This window comes from Lysinibacillus sp. NPDC097279, from assembly GCF_044761745.1.
Classification (GTDB): Bacteria; Bacillota; Bacilli; order Bacillales_A; family Planococcaceae; genus Lysinibacillus.
Window position 1 is genome coordinate 229,627 of sequence record NZ_JBIWDA010000002.1, and the last position, 18,451, is coordinate 248,077.

Here is an 18,451-nt window from a genome sequence, read left to right on the forward strand (position 1 = left end):
TAATAAGAAATGACGAAAATCGCATTTATATTTCCAGGCCAAGGCTCTCAAGCGGTTGGTATGGGCCAAGAATTTGTAAGCAACTCACAAGAAAGTAAAGCCTTTTACGAAAGTGCTAATAAAACACTTGGTTTTGACTTATCTAAATTAATGCTAGAGGGACCTGCTGAAGAATTAACGCTAACATATCATGCACAGCCAGCGTTATTAACGACAGGTGTTATGGTTGCTGAGAAATTACGTGCTGCAGGTATTACACCGAATTTTGCAGCTGGTCACTCACTTGGAGAATATGGTGCATTAGTTATCGCAGGCGTTTTATCGTTTGAGGATGCTGTTGCAATTGTTCATAAACGAGGTTTATTTATGAACGAAGCTGTGCCAGCAGGGCAAGGGGCTATGGCTGCTATTCTTGGAATGGAGCTAGATGCATTGCATGAAGTGACTGAAAAAGTAACAGCTGATGGCGATGTAGTACAAGTTGCAAACGTCAACTGTCCAGGACAAATCGTTATTTCTGGAACAAAAGAAGGCGTTGACAAGGCTTCAGTTGCCGCTAAAGAAGCTGGCGCTAAACGTGCTATTCCATTAGTTGTAAGTGGACCTTTCCATTCAGAATTAATGCGACCTTCATCTAGTAAATTACAGGAAACATTAGCAGATATTACTTTATCGGCACCGCAAATTCCAGTAATCGGCAACGTTAAAGCTAAAGAATTGTCAGATGTGCCAGCTATTCAACAAGAATTAGTGGAACAGGTATATAGTGCAGTACAATGGGAAGCATCAGTACGTGAAATGATTGCGCAAGGTGTCGATGTATTTATCGAGTGTGGACCTGGCAAAGTTCTAAGTGGCTTAGTAAAGAAAGTAGATCGTTCAGTAGCAACGTATTGTGTATATGATGAAGCTTCATTAGAAGCAGTATTAGAAGCGTCGAAGGAGTGGACAATCAATGCGTAAATTAGAAGGGAAAGTTGCAGTTGTAACAGGTGCTTCACGAGGAATTGGACGTGCGATTGCGTTAAAGCTTGCTGATGAAGGTGCAAAGGTAGTTGTAAACTATAGTGGCTCACAAGCTAAAGCGGAAGAAGTTGTGGCGGCAATTCAAGCAAATGGTGGTGAGGCGCTTGCAGTACAGGCAAGTGTTTCAAAAACAGAAGAAGTTACTGCTCTGATGGATGCGGCAGTTAAAACATTTGGCTCACTTGATATTTTAGTGAATAATGCAGGTATTACACGCGATAATTTATTAATGCGAATGAAGGAAGACGAATGGGACGATGTTCTTAATACGAACTTAAAAGGTGTATTCCTTTGTACAAAAGCTGTTACACGTCAAATGATGAAGCAACGTGCAGGACGTATTATTAATATTTCTTCTATCGTTGGTGTAGCTGGCAATGCTGGGCAAGCTAACTATGTAGCAGCAAAAGCGGGCGTAATTGGCTTAACAAAAACAACTGCTAAGGAACTTGCATCACGTAATATTTTAGTGAATGCAATTGCACCAGGCTTTATTGAAACAGAAATGACTGAACAGCTTCCAGAAGAGATAAAACAAGGTATGCTTACGCAAATTCCACTTGCTAAACTTGGGCAACCAGAGGATATTGCAAAAGCCGTTGCGTTTTTAGCTTCAGATGAAGCAAACTATATGACGGGTCAAACGTTACATATTGACGGCGGCATGGTGATGTAATATTATGCTATAGCATAAATATAAAATTTTTGTATAATCATTTGAGGGGAGGTGAAAGTTTTGACTACAGTATTAGAACGCGTAACAAAAGTAATCGTGGACCGTTTAGGTGTTGAAGAAAGTGAAGTAACATTAGAAGCTTCTTTCCGTGATGATTTAGGTGCTGACTCATTAGACGTTGTTGAGCTTGTTATGGAGCTTGAAGACGAATTTGATATGGAAATTTCTGATGAAGATGCTGAAAAAATCTCAACAGTAGGTTCTGCTATTTCATACATCGAAGGTAAAATTAACTAATCGCCTCTGGCAGATGTGACAGATTTCAATTGCAACCTTTTAAGATTGTATAATAAAAATCTGATTTCATTGAATACTTTCATCAAAGCATAATCGTTTATGCTTTGATGTATTTTAAAGGTACGAAATGGTTCGTTTTTCGAACGATTTGCGTGCCTTTTTTTATTTTTGTAAAAAAATTACGTTAAAACTTCCAAAACATTGTATTTTAGCCGAAATACTTTTGCATAAATGCCTTGAAAAAGGTACACTAAGACGGTAGAAACTATTAGGAAGGCAGATTGTTCAATGGCTATGAGAAGAAAAGGAAATATGCAGAAATCAGGCGTACTTCCTGAAAAGGTACGCAATCAATTCGAGCTGTTACAGCATGAATTAAATATCACATTTATTAATAAAAATTTATTGTATCAAGCATTCACGCATTCATCTTATGTGAATGAGCATCGCCGTAAATTGTTTACGGATAATGAGCGTCTCGAATTTTTAGGTGACGCAGTACTTGAACTATCTGTTTCTAAATACCTTTTTGAGAAATACCCACATATGAGCGAGGGTGAATTAACAAAACTGCGCGCATCGATCGTTTGTGAGCCATCACTTGTTATTTTTGCAAATGAGTTGGGCTTTGGTCGCTTTGTATTGCTTGGAAAAGGTGAGGAGTTAACAGGAGGACGGGAACGCCCAGCGCTACTTGCAGATGTTTTTGAATCATTTGTAGGTGCCCTTTATTTAGATCAGGATTTGCAAACGGTCGTGACGTTTTTAGAACGAATCGTGTTCCCAAAAGTAGAAGTCGGTGCTTTTTCGCATGTGATGGATTTTAAAAGCCAGTTACAAGAAATGGTACAGCAAACAAACAACGGTCTTCTTCATTATGAGATTATCGATGAAAAGGGCCCAGCGCATAACCGTACCTTTGTATCGAGCGTACTATTAAATGGACAAGAGCTTGGTATCGGTCGAGGGAAATCGAAAAAAGAAGCTGAACAACAAGCAGCACAATGCGCTATGCGTATGATGCGTGAGCATTCTGCTAAAGAGGAGGCTTAATAGATGTTCCTAAAACGACTCGAAGTGATTGGCTTTAAATCTTTTGCGGAGCGCATTGGTATTGATTTTGTACCAGGTGTTACAGCTGTTGTTGGACCTAATGGCAGTGGGAAAAGTAATGTAACTGATGCTATTCGTTGGGTACTCGGAGAGCAATCGGCAAAGTCGTTGCGTGGGGCAAAAATGGAAGATGTTATTTTTGCTGGGAGTGACTCTCGAAAGCCACTAAACTTTGCAGAGGTAACATTAATTTTAGATAATACAGATGAACAGCTTGCTTTTTCGTACACAGAGGTAAGCGTAACAAGACGCGTATACCGTTCAGGTGATAGTGAATATTTATTAAATAACCAGCAGTGTCGCCTGAAGGATATTACGGACTTGTTTATGGACTCAGGACTTGGGAAAGAGGCTTTCTCGATAATTTCCCAAGGCCGTGTCGATGAAATTTTAAATAGCCGTCCTGACGACCGTCGCTCTATATTTGAAGAGGCGGCTGGTGTATTAAAATACAAGCTACGAAAGAAAAAAGCTGAGCATAAACTTGTAGAAACAGATGAAAACTTATACCGTGTTTTAGATATTTTGCATGAGTTAGATAGCCGTTTGGAGCCTTTGCAAATACAAGCTTCTAGTGCAAGAGATTATGTGCAAATGTCCACGGAGCTAAAAGATTTTGATATTGCGATTCTTGTGCACGATTTAAAAAATTGTGCACAATCTTTGCATGCATTGAAAGAAGAATATACGCAGTTAGCTGAAACAGAGCAAAAACATGCTAGTAATATTCAAGCTTTTGAAACACAATCTGCTGCAATTCGTAAACATTTAAAAGAGCTTGATGTCGTATTGGATGCAGCACAATCAGAGCTTGTCGATGCCACAATGGAAATGGAGCGTTGGGATGGTCGTAAAGCTTTAATGGCTGAGAAGCGACAAAATGCAACGAATCAATTACAGCAGTTAAATGCATCATTGCAAGAAGCGAAAAGTGAAGTAGAAGATCTAACGGCACAGGAGCTTGAGAAAAAACAGTTGTTTACTGAAAAGCAACAGGAAGTCTCAACTTTAAAGCAAATTATTAAGCAATTAGAACAATCATTAAATCGTTCGGTTACAGAAATCGAACAAGAAATTGAAGGGCATAAAAACCGTTATATCGATTCGTTAAATGAAGAAGCAACAGTAAAAAATGAACTAAAAAATATTGATCAACAACTATCGCAACAAAAAGCAATGGCCGCGCGTATGACAGACCAAACGGATGAAATTGGGCAAGAGCTTATTGAAGTTGTCACAGAGAAAGAGTCGCTTGTAGGTACACATACAGCAACGACAACGGAGTTGCAAAAAAAGCTAGAGCAATATGAAGCGTTACAAATTCAATTTAAAAATGTGAATAGTTCATTTAACGAAAAGCAGGAAATGCTATACAAAGCTTATCAGCATCAGCAACAGTTAAAAGCTAGAAAAGATACATTAGCAGAGCTAGAAGCAGACTTTTCAGGCTTCTTCCACGGCGTTAAAGAAGTATTATTAGCTCGTGACAAAGGTGAATTATTTGGCATTGAAGGTGCAGTGGCAGAATTAATTCAGGTCGATGGGAAGTATTCACAAGCGATTGAAACAGCTTTAGGTGCTGCATCACAACATATTGTGACGTCGAATGAACAGAACGCTCAACAGGCCATCAAGTGGTTAAAACAAAAAAGAGCTGGCCGAGCGACATTTTTACCGAAAACGGTCATGAAATCACGCAAAATAAATTTATCTTCGATTCAGCTTGCAACGGAGCATCCTGCATTCGTGCAAATGGCAGATGCACTTGTGACATTTGATGAAAATAATCGCTCTATCGTAGAAAATTTACTTGGCAATGTAATCGTGGCATCAAATTTAGAAGGTGCTAGTCAAATAGCACGTTTATGTGGTTTCCGCTATCGAGTAGTAACGCTCGAAGGAGATATTGTTAATGCTGGTGGTTCTTTAACAGGTGGTGCTGCAAAACAACAATCTTCATTATTTACGAGAAAAGCGGAGTTAGATGGTTTAATTGCCAAACTAGAAGCGCTAGAGACTTCGATTTATAGCGCAGAGCAGGCTGTAGCAACAGAAAAGGAAACATTGTCATCGTTGCGAGACACATTGGAACAATTAAAACTTGAAGGCGATCAGCTACGTAAAGAAGAGATGCAACAGGCAAGTCGTATTCGGGAATTAGAAGTTGTTGAAAAAAGCTTGTCAGCCCGAGTGTCATTTGCCTCCAATGAAACGCTGGATGTTAAGACACGTGAAGAATCACTGCTTGCTCAAAAGGAAGCAGCAACGACACGTTTAGCAGCTCTTGCATTAGAATTAGTGGAAATTAATGAAACGGTAGAGCAACTTGGTAAAGTGAAATTGCAAAGTGAAACGGAAAAGGATGTTCTTCGAGAACAAACTGCAGAAAAACGTTCACAATTGGCGGTTATGCAGGAACAAATGTCCCAAGTACAAATTGCAACTGCAGAACTTGCGCTACAGTTAAACAAAGCTCGACAAAAAGTCGACAATATTTCTCAGGAAATAATATGGCTTCAATCTGATGAATCGACAAAATTGTTGAGTGATGAAGAAGTAGAGGCACAAGTTGCTACGTGGAAGGCTAGAAGAGAAACATTACAAGTTACAATTTCACAGAAAAAAGATGAAAAAGCAGCCCAACAACAAGAGCTAGCAACGTTAGAAGAGCAGCTAAAGGAATTGCAACGTATACATAAAGGCTTCATAGAAGCAATACGTGCGAATGAATTGAAGCGAAGCCGCGTAGAATTTGAGATGAATAATTATAATAATCAGCTCGAAGAAAACTATCAACTAACGTTTGAGGAAGCAATGGAAGTCGCCTTATCAATTGAAGATGAAGAGCATATGAGACGTCGTGTCAAGCTATTGAAAAAATCTATTGAAGAATTAGGTCCTGTGAATTTAAGTGCGATTGATGAATTTGAGCGTGTCCAAGAGCGTCATTCTTTTTTAACAGAGCAGCGTGAGGATTTACTTGCAGCGCAAGATACGTTACACGAAGCGATTAAAGAAATGGATGAAGAAATGACACTGCGCTTTAGTGAGACGTTTTTTGCCATTCGAGAGCAATTCAAACTTGTTTTCCGCGAATTATTTGGTGGTGGTCAGGCAGATTTAGTATTATTAGATCCAAACAATATGCTTGAAACGGGCATTGAAATTGTTGCCCAACCACCTGGGAAGAAGCTGCAAAACTTAAGCTTGCTTTCTGGTGGTGAACGTGCACTTACTGCAATTGCTTTACTATTCTCGATTTTAAATATAAGACCTGTGCCGTTCTGTATTCTCGATGAAGTAGAAGCGGCATTAGACGAGGCAAATGTTGTTCGATACAGCGAATACTTGAAGAAGTTTAGTCGCAATACCCAATTTATTGTCATTACACATCGTAAAGGTACAATGGAGGGGGCTGACGTACTGTATGGTATTACGATGCAGGAATCAGGTGTATCAAAACTTGTATCAGTAAAATTAGAAGATGAACCCGTACTTGCGGAGCAAAGGAGCGAACAAGCATGAGTTTTTTTAAACGTTTAAAAGATAAGTTGGTTGGGAATCCAACAGAAGAAGAAAAAGTAGAATTGATAGGCGAAGAGCAATCAACCGATTTACAGCATGAAGACACAGCCGAACCTGCCCTACTTGAAACATCTAACGTAGAAGTAGAAGAAAAGCAAGAGCAATCAACAAATGAAGACATGGCTGTTGTAGAGGCTTCCAATGTAGTAGAGGAAGAAAAAGTGGAGGAAGTGCAGGAAATTGCTGTTGTAGAGGAAGAAGCAGTATCTGAAAAAAAACCTTCTGCGTGGTCCATTACACAAAAATTTAAAGCAGGTCTTGAAAAAACACGTAATTCATTTACTTCTAAGGTCAATGATTTAGTTGCGCGTTATCGTAAAGTAGACGAAGATTTCTTTGAAGAGCTAGAAGATTTATTACTACAAGCAGACGTTGGCTTTGAAACAGTGATGGAGCTTATGGATAAATTACGCTTCGAGGTTCAACGTAAAAATATTAAAGATACAAACGGTATCCAAACCATTATTTCTGAGAAACTTGTGGAAATTTATGAGCAAGGTGAAGAAGATTTAATTGAACTAAATATGCAACCTAATGGTGAGCTAACTGTTATTTTATTTGTTGGTGTAAACGGTGTTGGGAAAACAACAACAATTGGCAAATTGGCACGTCGTCTTAAATCAGAAGGGAAAACGGTCGTATTAGCAGCGGGAGATACGTTCCGTGCAGGTGCGATTGATCAATTACAAGTGTGGGGAGACCGTGTTGGCTGTGAAGTGATTAAGCAGTCTGAGGGCTCGGATCCAGCAGCAGTCATGTATGATGCAATACGCGCAGCGAAAAATCGTAAAGCGGACGTATTAATTTGTGATACTGCAGGTCGCCTACAAAACAAAGTGAACTTAATGAACGAGTTAGAAAAAGTTCATCGTGTTATTTCGCGGGAAATACCAGATGCGCCACATGAGGTATTGTTAGCATTAGATGCGACTACTGGTCAAAATGCGCTTGTGCAGGCACAAACGTTTAAAGAAGTAACAAACGTAACGGGTATTGTCTTGACGAAACTTGATGGGACTGCAAAAGGTGGTATTGTGCTAGCCATTCGAAATAAATTGCACATTCCTGTGAAATTCGTTGGTCTAGGTGAAAAGATGGACGATCTACAGCCATTTGATGCAGAACGTTATGTATATGGCTTGTTTGCAGAAGGCTTAGATAAAGAGCTAGAAAATAGCGAAGAATAATAATAGCGATTTGTAGTGAATAGAATGAGCGCTCGACTGTATAAAGGTGAAATGCGTGTTTAAAAGAGAAATACTAGCTAATGATGGAAGAATACTTAAATCGGCTAATAGAAGGCTTTTAGACAAGGAGATTACCTTGACACAGACGGGCGCTTTTCGTTATGATACAAATGACAAACAACGGGGGGAGAAACTCGATGCTACTTGAAAAAACAACACGCATGAACTTTCTCTTCGACTTTTATCAAGCATTATTAACAGATAAGCAAAGAAGTTATATGGAACTCTATTATTTAGATGATCACTCACTTGGAGAAATCGCTGAATCATATGGGGTTTCACGTCAAGCTGTTTATGATAATATTCGTCGAACTGAAGCGATGCTTGAAGAATATGAAGAAAAACTATGTTTACTGGAAAAATTTCAACAACGCACGCAAATGCTTGCGCGACTTACAGCTGGGATTACGGAAAAAAGTATGACGGTTGAGGAGCAGTTGGCGCTTATTGAGCAGTTGAAAGAATGGGATTAGGAGGCGAAAGCAGTGGCTTTTGAAGGATTAGCGGAACGACTCCAAGGAACGATCCAAAAGATTAAAGGTAAAGGAAAAGTATCGGAACAAGACGTAAAAGAAATGATGCGTGAAGTCCGATTTGCTTTAATCGAGGCGGATGTTAACTTAAAAGTAGTCAAAGAATTCGTTAAAAAGGTAAGTGAACGTGCTGTTGGTGTAGATGTTATGCAAAGCTTAACACCAGGGCAACAAGTCATTAAAATCGTTCAAGACGAATTAACAGAGCTGATGGGCGGCGAACAAAGCCCGATTAAATTTAATACAAAGCCCCCAACTGTCATTATGATGGTCGGTTTGCAAGGTGCGGGTAAAACAACAACTTCTGGGAAATTAGCAAATATTTTACGTAAAAAATATAATCGTAAACCATTATTAGTTGCTGCTGACGTTTACCGCCCAGCTGCGGTTCAACAATTACAAACATTAGGAAAGCAACTATCTTTACCTGTTTTTGCTTTAGGCACAGACGTATCACCAGTTGAAATCGCTCGCCAGGCAATTGAACTAGCAAAAGAAGAGCATCATGATGTCGTAATTATTGATACTGCAGGTCGCTTGCATATCGATGAGGATTTAATGCAAGAATTAAAGGATATTCGTGCGCTTAAAGAGCCAGATGAAGTATTCCTAGTAGTAGATGCTATGACTGGTCAGGACGCCGTAAACGTGGCGGAAAGCTTTAATGAGGCAGTCGGCATTACAGGTGTTGTATTAACTAAGCTTGATGGGGATACACGTGGTGGTGCGGCATTATCTATCCGTTCTGTAACACAGAAGCCGATTAAATTTGTCGGTATGGGTGAAAAAATGGACGCTCTTGAACCATTCCATCCAGAGCGTATGGCATCTCGTATTTTAGGAATGGGTGATGTTTTATCACTAATTGAAAAGGCGCAGGCAAACGTCGATGAAGCAAAAGCGAAAGAACTAGAAGAAAAGTTCAAAACGCAAAGCTTTACACTCGATGATTTTGTTGAGCAATTACAGCAAGTGAAAAAAATGGGCCCACTCGACGAAATATTAAAAATGCTACCAGGTGCAGGCAAAATTAAAGGCTTAGACAATGTCAAAGTGGATGATAAGCAAATGGGTCGTGTAGAAGCCATTATTTACTCGATGACAAAGGCTGAAAAGACCAATCCTGAAATTATTAACGGCAATCGTAAAAAACGTATTGCAAAAGGTTCAGGTACGTCTATTCAAGAGGTAAATCGTTTATTAAAACAATTTGATGAAATGAAAAAAATGATGAAACAAATGACAGGTATGGCGACTGGTAAAGGTAAGAAAAAGATGAAATTACCAGGCTTTGATTCATTGTTTAAATAATATTTTATAGGTGTTAAGAAAAAACACTTTACAAACAACATAAACATTGATAATATACTATCTTGTGTGAAACTTATTCGGAGGTGCTATTAAAATGGCAGTTAAAATTCGCTTAAAACGTATGGGAGCTAAAAAATCTCCTTTCTATCGTATCGTAGTTGCAGACGCTCGTTCACCACGTGACGGTCGTTCAATCGAAACAGTTGGTACTTACAACCCACTTACTCAACCAGCTACTGTAAACATTGATGAAGAGAAAGCTCTTAAATGGTTAGCTGACGGTGCAAAACCATCAGATACAGTACGTAACTTGTTCTCAGAACAAGGTATCATGGAAAAATTCCATAACCAAAAATTCAGTAAATAATCGGGGGAGACGTCTTTGAAGCAGCTGATTGAAGCAATCGTTTTACCGTTAGTCGATTATCCAGAAGAAGTTCGTATTGAGACGGACGAAAATGCAAATCGAATTGTTTATAAACTTTTTGTTCATCCAGAGGATCGAGGGAAAGTCATAGGCAAACAAGGGCGAGTGGCGAAAGCGATTCGTACAATTGTTTATTCAGCGGCAGGTAGTCACCATCAAAAAAAGACTTACGTCGATATATTGGATTAATAAAAAGATTTTCACGCTCGTTTACACGCGAGAAGGTAACAATGTAGCAATTATGCAACTCGTCGCCGTTTTGCACTGAACAATTCTAACAAGTATGCATACATACGTTGCTAGAATTCGACGGGGTAGTAAATGTGTAGCGTAAAATCTGGATAGAAGAGGGGGGAGCTTGCTGGTTCCTTCCTTTTTTTATATAGTACGGATATATAACGGTATAGAGGTGAAATGGATGGAATGGTTTAATGTAGGTCGTATTGTCAACACGCACGGTATCCGTGGGGAAGTACGTATATTATCGACTACAGATTTTGAAGAAAAGCGCTTTGCGGTTGGAAATAAGCTTGCAGCGTTTAAAAAAGACGATAAAAAGCCAACGTGGGTAACAATTCAATCGGTACGCCGCCATAAAAACTTTATTTTATTAACATTTGAGGGCATGGATAATATTAACTTTGTCGAACCGTTCAAAGAAGGCATGCTGAAAATAACGAAAGATCAAATGACCGATGATTTATTGCAAGAAAATGAATTTTTCTTCCATGAAATTATTGGCTGTACAGTTGTATCTGAAGAAGGCGAAACAATTGGTGAAGTGAAAGATATTCTACAAACAGGCGCAAACGATGTATGGGTAGTGAAAGGTGCTAAAAAAGAACACTACATTCCTTATATCGAAGACATCGTAAAAAATATTGATGTGGAAGAAAAGAAAATTGTCATTCATGTGATGGAAGGCTTGCTATGATGAATATTCATGTGTTAAGTCTATTTCCTGATATGTTTTCGGGTGTGTTTGGTGCATCGATTCTGAAAAAAGCGCAGGAAAAAGGTGCGGTAAAGCTAGAAGTTTCCGATATTCGCGCATTTTCAGGCAACAAGCATAAACAAGTAGATGATTACCCATATGGTGGTGGTGCAGGGATGGTGTTGAAGCCAGAACCGATGTTTAGCGCTGTAGAGGCGATTACAGCAGACAGAAAGCCACGCATCATTTTAATGTGTCCGCAAGGTGAACGATTCACTCAAAAAAAAGCGGAGGAGCTTGCGCAAGAAAGCGAATTAGTATTTTTATGTGGGCATTACGAAGGCTACGATGAACGCATTCGTGAGCACCTAGTAACCGATGAAATTTCTATTGGAGACTTTGTATTAACAGGTGGAGAGTTAGGTGCGATGACGGTTATTGATAGCGTTGTACGACTTTTACCAGGTGTTTTAGGACAAGCAGACTCTCATATACAAGATTCCTTTTCAACTGGTTTGTTAGAACACCCACATTATACGCGACCTGCTGAATTTCGAGGTATGCAAGTACCTGAAGTATTATTATCAGGCAATCATGCAAAGATTGAGCAATGGCGCGAAGAACAATCGTTAAAAAGAACATTCGAGCGTCGCCCTGATCTACTCGAGCATTATCCATTAACAGACAAGCAAAAATTGTATTTAGAAAAACTTAAAAAAGAACTATAAAGATACTTGCTTGCATGCAGTATATGTGATAACATCTATTCTGTACTTCTATGTGAAGTGCTGAATTACGGTGTTCCGCTGTGGCATAGATTGCGTGCAAGAGCATCTGTCTAAGGAGAGAAAACAATGTCAAACATTATTACAGAAATTACTAAAGCTCAGCTTCGTACTGATCTACCTGCTTTCCGTCCTGGTGATACTGTTAAGGTACACGTGAAAGTAGTAGAGGGTACACGTGAACGTGTCCAAGTATACGAAGGTGTAGTTATCAAACGTCGTGGTGGCGGTATTAGCGAAACTTTCACAGTTCGTAAAATTTCTTACGGTGTAGGTGTTGAACGTACATTCCCTGTACACACACCAAAAATCGCTAACTTAGAAGTTGTACGTCGTGGTAAAGTACGTCGTGCTAAACTTTATTACCTACGTAACCTACGTGGTAAAGCTGCTCGTATTAAAGAAATTCGATAATTATGACTTAAAAGTGAGGGGCTTGTATTGCAAGCTCCTTTTCTTTTTGCTTGTCATCTTAAATAATAATCATCTAAAATGAGGATGAGGATAGACAAGGGGGCAATTCATAATGGAAAAACAAGTGAAAGAAAAGAATGAATTATGGGAATGGACAAAGGCGCTATTAATTGCATTTGCGATTGCAGCAGTTATTCGTTATTTTTTATTTACACCGATTGCAGTTGATGGAGAGTCCATGATGCCAACCCTTGAAGATGGCGACAGAATGATTGTTAATAAAATTGGTTATAAAATTGGCGAACCAAAGCGCTTTGATATTGTTGTGTTCCATGCACCAGAACAAAAAAACTACATTAAACGTGTTATTGGGTTACCAGGTGAAACGTTAGAATATAAAGATGATCAGTTATACATTAACGGTGAACCGATAGACGAGCCTTATTTAGATGCCTACAAAGCGAAAATTACAGAGGGTACATTAACAGAAGATTTTACGTTAAATGACATTGATGTATCACTTAATGATGTCATCCCAGAGGGCTATGTTTTTGTCATGGGCGATAATCGTCGTTATAGTAAGGACAGCCGTCATATTGGAATCGTCGATCAGAAAGAAATAATAGGTAATACGAGCCTTATTTTCTGGCCGTATAGCGATATAAAAATTGTCAAGTAATGTTTGAAAGGGAGGCGAACCCTCCCTTTCTTAACGTCTAAGAACATAAGTTATCTTATTCGATTTTAGCATTTGCACTGCGCGTTAATTACGTGTACAGGAGGCGAATGCGCTTTTCTTATTTAGGAGGTATAGAAATGACTATACAATGGTTTCCAGGGCATATGGCGAAGGCCCGCCGTGAAGTAACAGAAAAATTAAAGCTAGTAGATATTATTTTTGAATTGATTGATGCACGTTTGCCTCTATCTTCTAGAAATCCAATGATTGATGAAGTTATCAATCAAAAGCCGCGATTGCTTATTTTAAATAAATCAGATATGGCAGATGAACAGGAAACACGCAAATGGGTAGAGTACTTTGCGCAGCATGGTCATAAGGCGGTGGCCATTAATTCTCTTGAAGGGAAAGGGTTGCAACTCGTTACAAAGGCAGCTCAGGAAATTTTAAAAGAAAAATTTGACCGCATGAAGTCTCGTGGAATGAAGCCAAGAGCAATCCGTGCAATGATAGTAGGGATTCCGAACGTTGGCAAATCAACACTTATTAATCGATTAGCGAAGAAAAATATAGCGAAAACAGGCAATATGCCAGGTGTAACGAAGGCCCAACAGTGGATCAAGGTCGGCAAGGAACTGGAATTGCTTGATACTCCAGGGATTTTATGGCCAAAGTTTGAAGATCAAGAAGTCGGCTATAAGCTAGCATTAACAGGCGCTATTAAAGATACTATTACAAATATGGAAGATTTGGCTGTTTACGGGTTGCGGTTTTTATCGACGCATTATCCAACTCGCATGGAGGAACGTTATGGTTTCCGATTTATGCATGAGGATTTAGTAGAAACTTTTGACCATATCGGCAAGCTTCGTCGTGTTTTTGGCGCAGGTGGAGAAATCGATTATGATCAAGTAGCACAACTTATCGTTCGAGATATTCGTGGGTTACTTTTAGGGAAGCTAACATTTGACTTTGTTGACGAACAGCTTGAAAAAGAAGCAACACAGCAATAATGTGCGAAAAAAAAACTGCCATGCTCACGCAATAAAACGTGAGCATGGCAGTTTTTCTTTTAGGAAATAGTAGTTGTTGCCGATAAAGGATATAGAGTGAGAAAAAGGGAGTAAAATGATGAAAACGATTAAAGAGATTACAGCAGCATTAAAAATAGCTGAGGATTGGCAAGAATGGATGACAGCAGTTGCAGATGATGAACGTGCAGGCGTGCAGAAAGCGTGGCTTAGTTGGAAAAAACGGCAGGACAAAAAACAACAACTAATTGACGAACATCAAGCTAAAATAGATTTCGATCAGCGCTACGGTGGCAAAGATGCATTGATTGCAGGTGTGGATGAAGCTGGACGTGGGCCATTAGCTGGACCAGTTGTAACGGCGGCTGTTATTTTGCCAAAAAACTGTGATGCTCTTGTTGGATTAAATGATTCGAAGCAATTAACAAAGGAAAAACGTAATGCCTTTGCAACATTGGTAAAAGAGCATGCTATTAGTTATTTTATTCATTTTCAATCAGCAAAAACCATTGATGAACTGAACATTTACGAAGCGACGAAGCAATCGATGAAAACAAGCGTGGAATCATTGTCTATTGTGCCTGATTATGTATTAGTTGATGCAATGACATTACCAATAGCAATTCCTCAGGATTCCATTATTAAAGGAGATGCTAAAAGCTTAGCGATTGCAGCGGCTTCTATTTTAGCAAAAACGGCTAGGGATGATTATATGGAACAATTGGATAAAGATTTCCCTATGTATGGCTTTGCACAGCATGCTGGTTACGGTACGAAACAACATTTAGAGGCACTTGAAACATTCGGCCCAACAATACATCATCGAAAGTCATTTGAGCCTATAAAATCCATGTGAGAAAGGAGTATTTAGATGACAGCTACATCGTTTAATCCGATACAAGCGCAATCAACTACTTTAATGCAAGCGAATCAACCACTTGCGTTAAAGCAAGGACAAGTATTTCATGGCACAATTAAACAACTATATCCAGATCAAACAGCAGAAATTCAGGTTGGTAATCAAAAACTCATTGCTAAACTTGAAGTACCACTTAAAGCAGGGGATGCACATTTCTTTCAAGTAACAGGGACAAGTCCGCAAACAGAGTTAAAGGTTGTTACAGGGCCAATGGGACAAGAAGCTTCCGCGAGTCAGCAAATAAATCAGCTCCTTGATTCGATGAATTTGCCAAAAACGACGGAAATGCAGCAAGTATTAGCGCATTTTATAAAGGCGCAAATCCCGATATCTAAGGAGCAGCTCCTACAGGCAGAGATGTGGATGAAGGCATTACCCGAAGGTGTGACAAAGATGGATGCTTTGCAAGCATTACAAAAAATGGTCGAACTGAAAATGCCGATGCTTCAAGATGTATTCCAAGCGCTCGTTAGTGGGCAAAAAACATCAGGCATGACGGCTATTATGGATACCTTTACACAGTTATTAGCGAAGGATACGGTATTGCAAGAAAATATGAAGCAAAATTTGATGCAACAAGTAACAGCGATTGCAAAGCCGTTTGAAGCAGAAACGGGAGCGTTAGTGCTAGCAAAGTCAATACAACTTTTAACGAATAATGCTGCATCTGTGAGCGAGCGATTACAAGCATTAAATTTGTTAAAGGAAGCAGGGATTTTACCGCAACAGGCAAATTTACAAAATTGGGCGACATTAAGTGATGCAAAATCTGTGCAACAAGGCCAACAACAGGCTGGCCAAGTAATTCAAACGATTTTAGCGACAAACCCAGAAAATAAAGCCCAGCTTATTGACCAGCTAAAAGCTTGGACAGCGAGTCAAGGTTTATTGACGAATGAGCAAAAGTTACAACTAAACCAAATGATTGATAGATTGAATCAACTACCAATTAATAAACAAACATTAGACATATTTGCAAAGCAAATGCAGGAGCAATTAATCAAAGCTTTTACTCAAAATACACCCGAGCGATTATTTACACAAGATGCGAATGGTCTTTCTGTAAAGGAACATTTATTATCGTTGGTAAAGCAACAAATAACTTTACCAGCACAAAATGAAGCACTATTGCGCAATCTTGTGAAGACTAGTGTTGAAACGCCACAGCCAGGGATTCAGCAACTGCTGACAGAAGCTGATGCACATGTCCGCAATTCGATGGATAGTAAAGCGATGGAACATGCGCTCAAAACGGTTTTGAAAAGTCTGGGTATTAGCTATGAGGCTGCACTTAGTAGTAAATCTGCAGATTTACAAACAATTGCACACCAATTAAAGCCTCAGCTCCATACGTTGCTTCAGGAGGCGCAAATTACACCACAGCTAAAAGAAGCTGCTGAAATGTTAATGACACGTATGAATGGCATGCAGCTTGTGTCTGGAGAAAATGGTCATCAACATCAACTTGTGATGCAAGTACCACTTGAGTTTTTCGGTAAGAAAATGGATGCGACATTACAGTGGAATGGTCGAATGAAAGAAGATGGAAAGATTGATGCTAACTATGCGCGTATATTATTTTATTTACAAATGGAATCAATGAAGGAAACCGTTATTGATATGCAAGTTCAAAATCGTGTCGTAACAGTCACTGTATTTAATGAGCAAACAAATATTATTCCGCTTGCTGATCCACTAAAAGATGCATTAAAAATAGGTCTAGCTAAAAAAAATTATCAGCTTTCAGGAGTCTTTATAAAAAAATTTGAAAAAGCCCAACTAGAAAAAACACCCCCTGTAGTACAACAGCAGGAGGAAAATAGTGGGGTGGATTTCCGTATATGAGTGAAGAAAAAAAGACTCGTAAAGAAGCAATTGCTCTAACTTATAAGCTAGGACAATTAGATAGCCCCTCTGTCGTGGCAAAAGGTAAAGGCAAGGTGGCGGAAAATATATTGGCACGGGCAAATGAGCATAATGTGCCTATTTATGAGGATCCAAACCTTGTCCAATTACTTGGACAATTAGATTTAAATGAGTCCATACCTGAAGAATTATATCAAGCTGTGGCAGAAGTTTTTGCATTTATATATCATTTAGACCAAGAACATAGCAAAAATATAGAAAAAATAAATTATTCTGATATTTAGAATTCTCTGTTTTAGTACACGAAGTAGAAGAAAACGTCATAAGTTTAGAGAATTTTTGAACGAAAGACAAAGTGTAGACTTTATCAGAATGTTTCGTTAGAATAGATTATGTTAGTAAAACAATTTTATGCAAATGTTTGATGGGAGGATGTATTATGAATATCCATGAATATCAAGGGAAAGAAATTCTGAGAAAATATGGTGTAGCAGTACCAAATGGAAAAGTTGCTTTTTCCCCTGATGAAGCAGTGAAGGTAGCGAAGGAACTTGGCTCAAATGTTACTGTAGTCAAGGCGCAAATTCATGCAGGTGGACGCGGTAAAGCGGGTGGTGTCAAAATCGCAAAAAACCTTGATGAGGTGCGTACGTACGCAAAAGAGTTATTAGGTAAAGTTTTAGTAACTCATCAAACAGGTCCAGAAGGAAAAGAAGTAAAGCGCTTGTATATTGAAGAGGGCTCCGATATTCAAAAAGAGTATTATTTAAGTTTAGTATTAGACCGCGCTACATCTCGTGTAACTGTAATGGGTTCAGAAGAAGGTGGCATGGATATTGAAGAAGTAGCAGAAACAAATCCTGAAAAAATCTTCAAAGAAGTTGTAGATCCAGTAATCGGACTAACAAGCTTCCAAGCACGTCGCATGGCGTTTAATATGAATATTCCAGCGAACCTAGTAGGTAAAGCTGTTAAATTAATGTTAGGTTTATATCAAGCATTTATCGATAAAGATGCTTCTATTGTAGAAATTAACCCACTTGTTGTTACTGGACAAGGGGAAGTGGTAGCACTAGATGCTAAATTCAATTTTGACGCAAATGCATTATACCGTCATAAAGATATTGTCGAATTGCGCGATTTTGATGAAGAAGATCCAAAAGAAATCGAAGCATCTAAATACGATCTTAGCTATATCTCTCTAGATGGCAACATTGGCTGTATGGTAAATGGTGCAGGTCTAGCGATGGCAACGATGGATACAATTAGTTACTACGGCGGCAGTCCCGCTAACTTCCTTGATGTTGGGGGCGGTGCAACAGCTGAAAAAGTAACGGAAGCTTTCAAAATTATTCTTTCAGATCCACATGTAAAAGGTATTTTCGTTAATATTTTCGGTGGAATTATGAAATGTAACATTATAGCTGATGGTGTAGTAACTGCAGCCAAAGAAATTGGTTTATCTGTACCGTTAGTAGTACGCTTAGAAGGTACGAACGTAGAGCTTGGTAAAGAAATTTTAAATGCATCTGGATTAAACATCGTAGCAGCAGATTCAATGGCTGACGGTGCACAAAAAATTGTGGAACTAGTAGGCTAAGGAAGGCA

General features: G+C 39.0%; 19 protein-coding genes. All 19 read left to right on the top strand.

The window, feature by feature from the left end; translation table 11 throughout:
• Nucleotides 1-9: 9 nt before the first annotated feature.
• The 19 genes from fabD (at nt 10) to sucC (ending at nt 18,443) form a co-directional block, all read left to right on the top strand.
• A complete protein-coding gene (gene fabD, locus ACIQ1H_RS11180) occupies nt 10-963 on the top strand; it encodes an ACP S-malonyltransferase (protein WP_173477786.1) in 954 nt (317 codons plus the stop codon).
• A complete protein-coding gene (gene fabG / locus ACIQ1H_RS11185; protein WP_402888830.1) occupies nt 956-1,702 on the top strand; it encodes a 3-oxoacyl-[acyl-carrier-protein] reductase in 747 nt (248 codons plus the stop codon). Before fabD ends, fabG begins: the two co-directional genes overlap by 8 nt.
• Before the next feature lie 60 nt (nt 1,703-1,762).
• A complete protein-coding gene (acpP, locus tag ACIQ1H_RS11190) occupies nt 1,763-1,999 on the top strand; it encodes an acyl carrier protein (protein WP_024362063.1) in 237 nt (78 codons plus the stop codon).
• 288 nt (nt 2,000-2,287) lie between these two features.
• Nucleotides 2,288-3,052 carry a ribonuclease III gene (gene rnc / locus ACIQ1H_RS11195; RefSeq protein ID WP_370635700.1) on the top strand — a complete coding sequence of 255 codons (765 nt, stop codon included), beginning with the start codon at nt 2,288-2,290 and terminating at the stop codon, nt 3,050-3,052.
• A 3-nt stretch (nt 3,053-3,055) separates the two neighbouring features.
• On the top strand, nt 3,056-6,637 hold the full coding sequence (gene smc, locus ACIQ1H_RS11200) for a chromosome segregation protein SMC (RefSeq protein ID WP_402888832.1): 3,582 nt from the start codon (nt 3,056-3,058) through the stop codon (nt 6,635-6,637).
• Nucleotides 6,634-7,884, top strand: a complete 1,251-nt coding sequence (gene ftsY, locus ACIQ1H_RS11205; protein ID WP_402888834.1) for a signal recognition particle-docking protein FtsY — start codon at nt 6,634-6,636, stop codon at nt 7,882-7,884. The genes smc and ftsY overlap by 4 nt, the downstream gene beginning before the upstream one ends.
• Nucleotides 7,885-8,081: 197 nt before the next feature.
• Complete coding sequence (locus ACIQ1H_RS11210) at nt 8,082-8,417, top strand: putative DNA-binding protein (protein WP_173477782.1); 336 nt, start codon at nt 8,082-8,084, stop codon at nt 8,415-8,417.
• Nucleotides 8,418-8,429: 12 nt separating this feature from the next.
• Nucleotides 8,430-9,788 carry a signal recognition particle protein gene (gene ffh / locus ACIQ1H_RS11215; protein ID WP_173477781.1) on the top strand — a complete coding sequence of 453 codons (1,359 nt, stop codon included), beginning with the start codon at nt 8,430-8,432 and terminating at the stop codon, nt 9,786-9,788.
• A gap of 94 nt (nt 9,789-9,882) precedes the next feature.
• Nucleotides 9,883-10,155 (top strand): 30S ribosomal protein S16, encoded by a 273-nt coding sequence (rpsP, locus tag ACIQ1H_RS11220; RefSeq protein ID WP_024362057.1) that lies wholly within the window; start codon nt 9,883-9,885, stop codon nt 10,153-10,155.
• 15 nt (nt 10,156-10,170) lie between these two features.
• Entirely contained in the window at nt 10,171-10,404 is a 234-nt protein-coding gene (locus tag ACIQ1H_RS11225) for a KH domain-containing protein (RefSeq protein WP_004269410.1), read from the top strand.
• Nucleotides 10,405-10,633: 229 nt separating this feature from the next.
• Nucleotides 10,634-11,149 (top strand): ribosome maturation factor RimM, encoded by a 516-nt coding sequence (rimM, locus tag ACIQ1H_RS11230; RefSeq protein WP_139860436.1) that lies wholly within the window; start codon nt 10,634-10,636, stop codon nt 11,147-11,149.
• A complete protein-coding gene (gene trmD, locus ACIQ1H_RS11235) occupies nt 11,149-11,877 on the top strand; it encodes a tRNA (guanosine(37)-N1)-methyltransferase TrmD (protein WP_139860438.1) in 729 nt (242 codons plus the stop codon). The genes rimM and trmD overlap by 1 nt, the downstream gene beginning before the upstream one ends.
• Before the next feature lie 126 nt (nt 11,878-12,003).
• Nucleotides 12,004-12,348, top strand: a complete 345-nt coding sequence (gene rplS, locus ACIQ1H_RS11240; RefSeq protein ID WP_139860434.1) for a 50S ribosomal protein L19 — start codon at nt 12,004-12,006, stop codon at nt 12,346-12,348.
• Nucleotides 12,349-12,460: 112 nt separating this feature from the next.
• Nucleotides 12,461-13,027, top strand: a complete 567-nt coding sequence (gene lepB, locus ACIQ1H_RS11245) for a signal peptidase I (protein WP_173477780.1) — start codon at nt 12,461-12,463, stop codon at nt 13,025-13,027.
• Between the two features lie 137 nt (nt 13,028-13,164).
• Nucleotides 13,165-14,040, top strand: coding sequence for a ribosome biogenesis GTPase YlqF (gene ylqF / locus ACIQ1H_RS11250; protein ID WP_173477779.1), 876 nt, complete (start codon nt 13,165-13,167; stop codon nt 14,038-14,040).
• 118 nt (nt 14,041-14,158) lie between these two features.
• Nucleotides 14,159-14,914: a ribonuclease HII gene (locus ACIQ1H_RS11255; RefSeq protein WP_402889487.1), complete on the top strand. Its 756-nt coding sequence runs from the start codon at nt 14,159-14,161 to the stop codon at nt 14,912-14,914.
• Nucleotides 14,915-14,929: 15 nt separating this feature from the next.
• Complete coding sequence (locus tag ACIQ1H_RS11260; protein WP_402888837.1) at nt 14,930-16,822, top strand: hypothetical protein; 1,893 nt, start codon at nt 14,930-14,932, stop codon at nt 16,820-16,822.
• Complete coding sequence (locus tag ACIQ1H_RS11265) at nt 16,819-17,127, top strand: EscU/YscU/HrcU family type III secretion system export apparatus switch protein (protein WP_402888839.1); 309 nt, start codon at nt 16,819-16,821, stop codon at nt 17,125-17,127. Before ACIQ1H_RS11260 ends, ACIQ1H_RS11265 begins: the two co-directional genes overlap by 4 nt.
• A 155-nt stretch (nt 17,128-17,282) precedes the next feature.
• A complete protein-coding gene (gene sucC, locus ACIQ1H_RS11270) occupies nt 17,283-18,443 on the top strand; it encodes an ADP-forming succinate--CoA ligase subunit beta (RefSeq protein ID WP_173477775.1) in 1,161 nt (386 codons plus the stop codon).
• Nucleotides 18,444-18,451: the final 8 nt, after the last annotated feature.

What these genes read in the sequence shown, in the direction of transcription:
- ACIQ1H_RS11260 (WP_402888837.1), top strand. Translation starts at nt 14,930, where the DNA reads ATGACAGCTACATCGTTTAATCCGATACAAGCGCAATCAACTACTTTA.
- fabG (WP_402888830.1), top strand. Translation starts at nt 956, where the DNA reads ATGCGTAAATTAGAAGGGAAAGTTGCAGTTGTAACAGGTGCTTCACGA.
- ftsY (WP_402888834.1), top strand. Translation starts at nt 6,634, where the DNA reads ATGAGTTTTTTTAAACGTTTAAAAGATAAGTTGGTTGGGAATCCAACA.
- rpsP (WP_024362057.1), top strand. Translation starts at nt 9,883, where the DNA reads ATGGCAGTTAAAATTCGCTTAAAACGTATGGGAGCTAAAAAATCTCCT.
- lepB (WP_173477780.1), top strand. Translation starts at nt 12,461, where the DNA reads ATGGAAAAACAAGTGAAAGAAAAGAATGAATTATGGGAATGGACAAAG.
- fabD (WP_173477786.1), top strand. Translation starts at nt 10, where the DNA reads ATGACGAAAATCGCATTTATATTTCCAGGCCAAGGCTCTCAAGCGGTT.
- sucC (WP_173477775.1), top strand. Translation starts at nt 17,283, where the DNA reads ATGAATATCCATGAATATCAAGGGAAAGAAATTCTGAGAAAATATGGT.
- trmD (WP_139860438.1), top strand. Translation starts at nt 11,149, where the DNA reads ATGAATATTCATGTGTTAAGTCTATTTCCTGATATGTTTTCGGGTGTG.
- rnc (WP_370635700.1), top strand. Translation starts at nt 2,288, where the DNA reads ATGGCTATGAGAAGAAAAGGAAATATGCAGAAATCAGGCGTACTTCCT.
- ACIQ1H_RS11255 (WP_402889487.1), top strand. Translation starts at nt 14,159, where the DNA reads ATGAAAACGATTAAAGAGATTACAGCAGCATTAAAAATAGCTGAGGAT.
- ACIQ1H_RS11265 (WP_402888839.1), top strand. Translation starts at nt 16,819, where the DNA reads ATGAGTGAAGAAAAAAAGACTCGTAAAGAAGCAATTGCTCTAACTTAT.
- smc (WP_402888832.1), top strand. Translation starts at nt 3,056, where the DNA reads ATGTTCCTAAAACGACTCGAAGTGATTGGCTTTAAATCTTTTGCGGAG.
- ylqF (WP_173477779.1), top strand. Translation starts at nt 13,165, where the DNA reads ATGACTATACAATGGTTTCCAGGGCATATGGCGAAGGCCCGCCGTGAA.
- rplS (WP_139860434.1), top strand. Translation starts at nt 12,004, where the DNA reads ATGTCAAACATTATTACAGAAATTACTAAAGCTCAGCTTCGTACTGAT.
- ACIQ1H_RS11210 (WP_173477782.1), top strand. Translation starts at nt 8,082, where the DNA reads ATGCTACTTGAAAAAACAACACGCATGAACTTTCTCTTCGACTTTTAT.
- rimM (WP_139860436.1), top strand. Translation starts at nt 10,634, where the DNA reads ATGGAATGGTTTAATGTAGGTCGTATTGTCAACACGCACGGTATCCGT.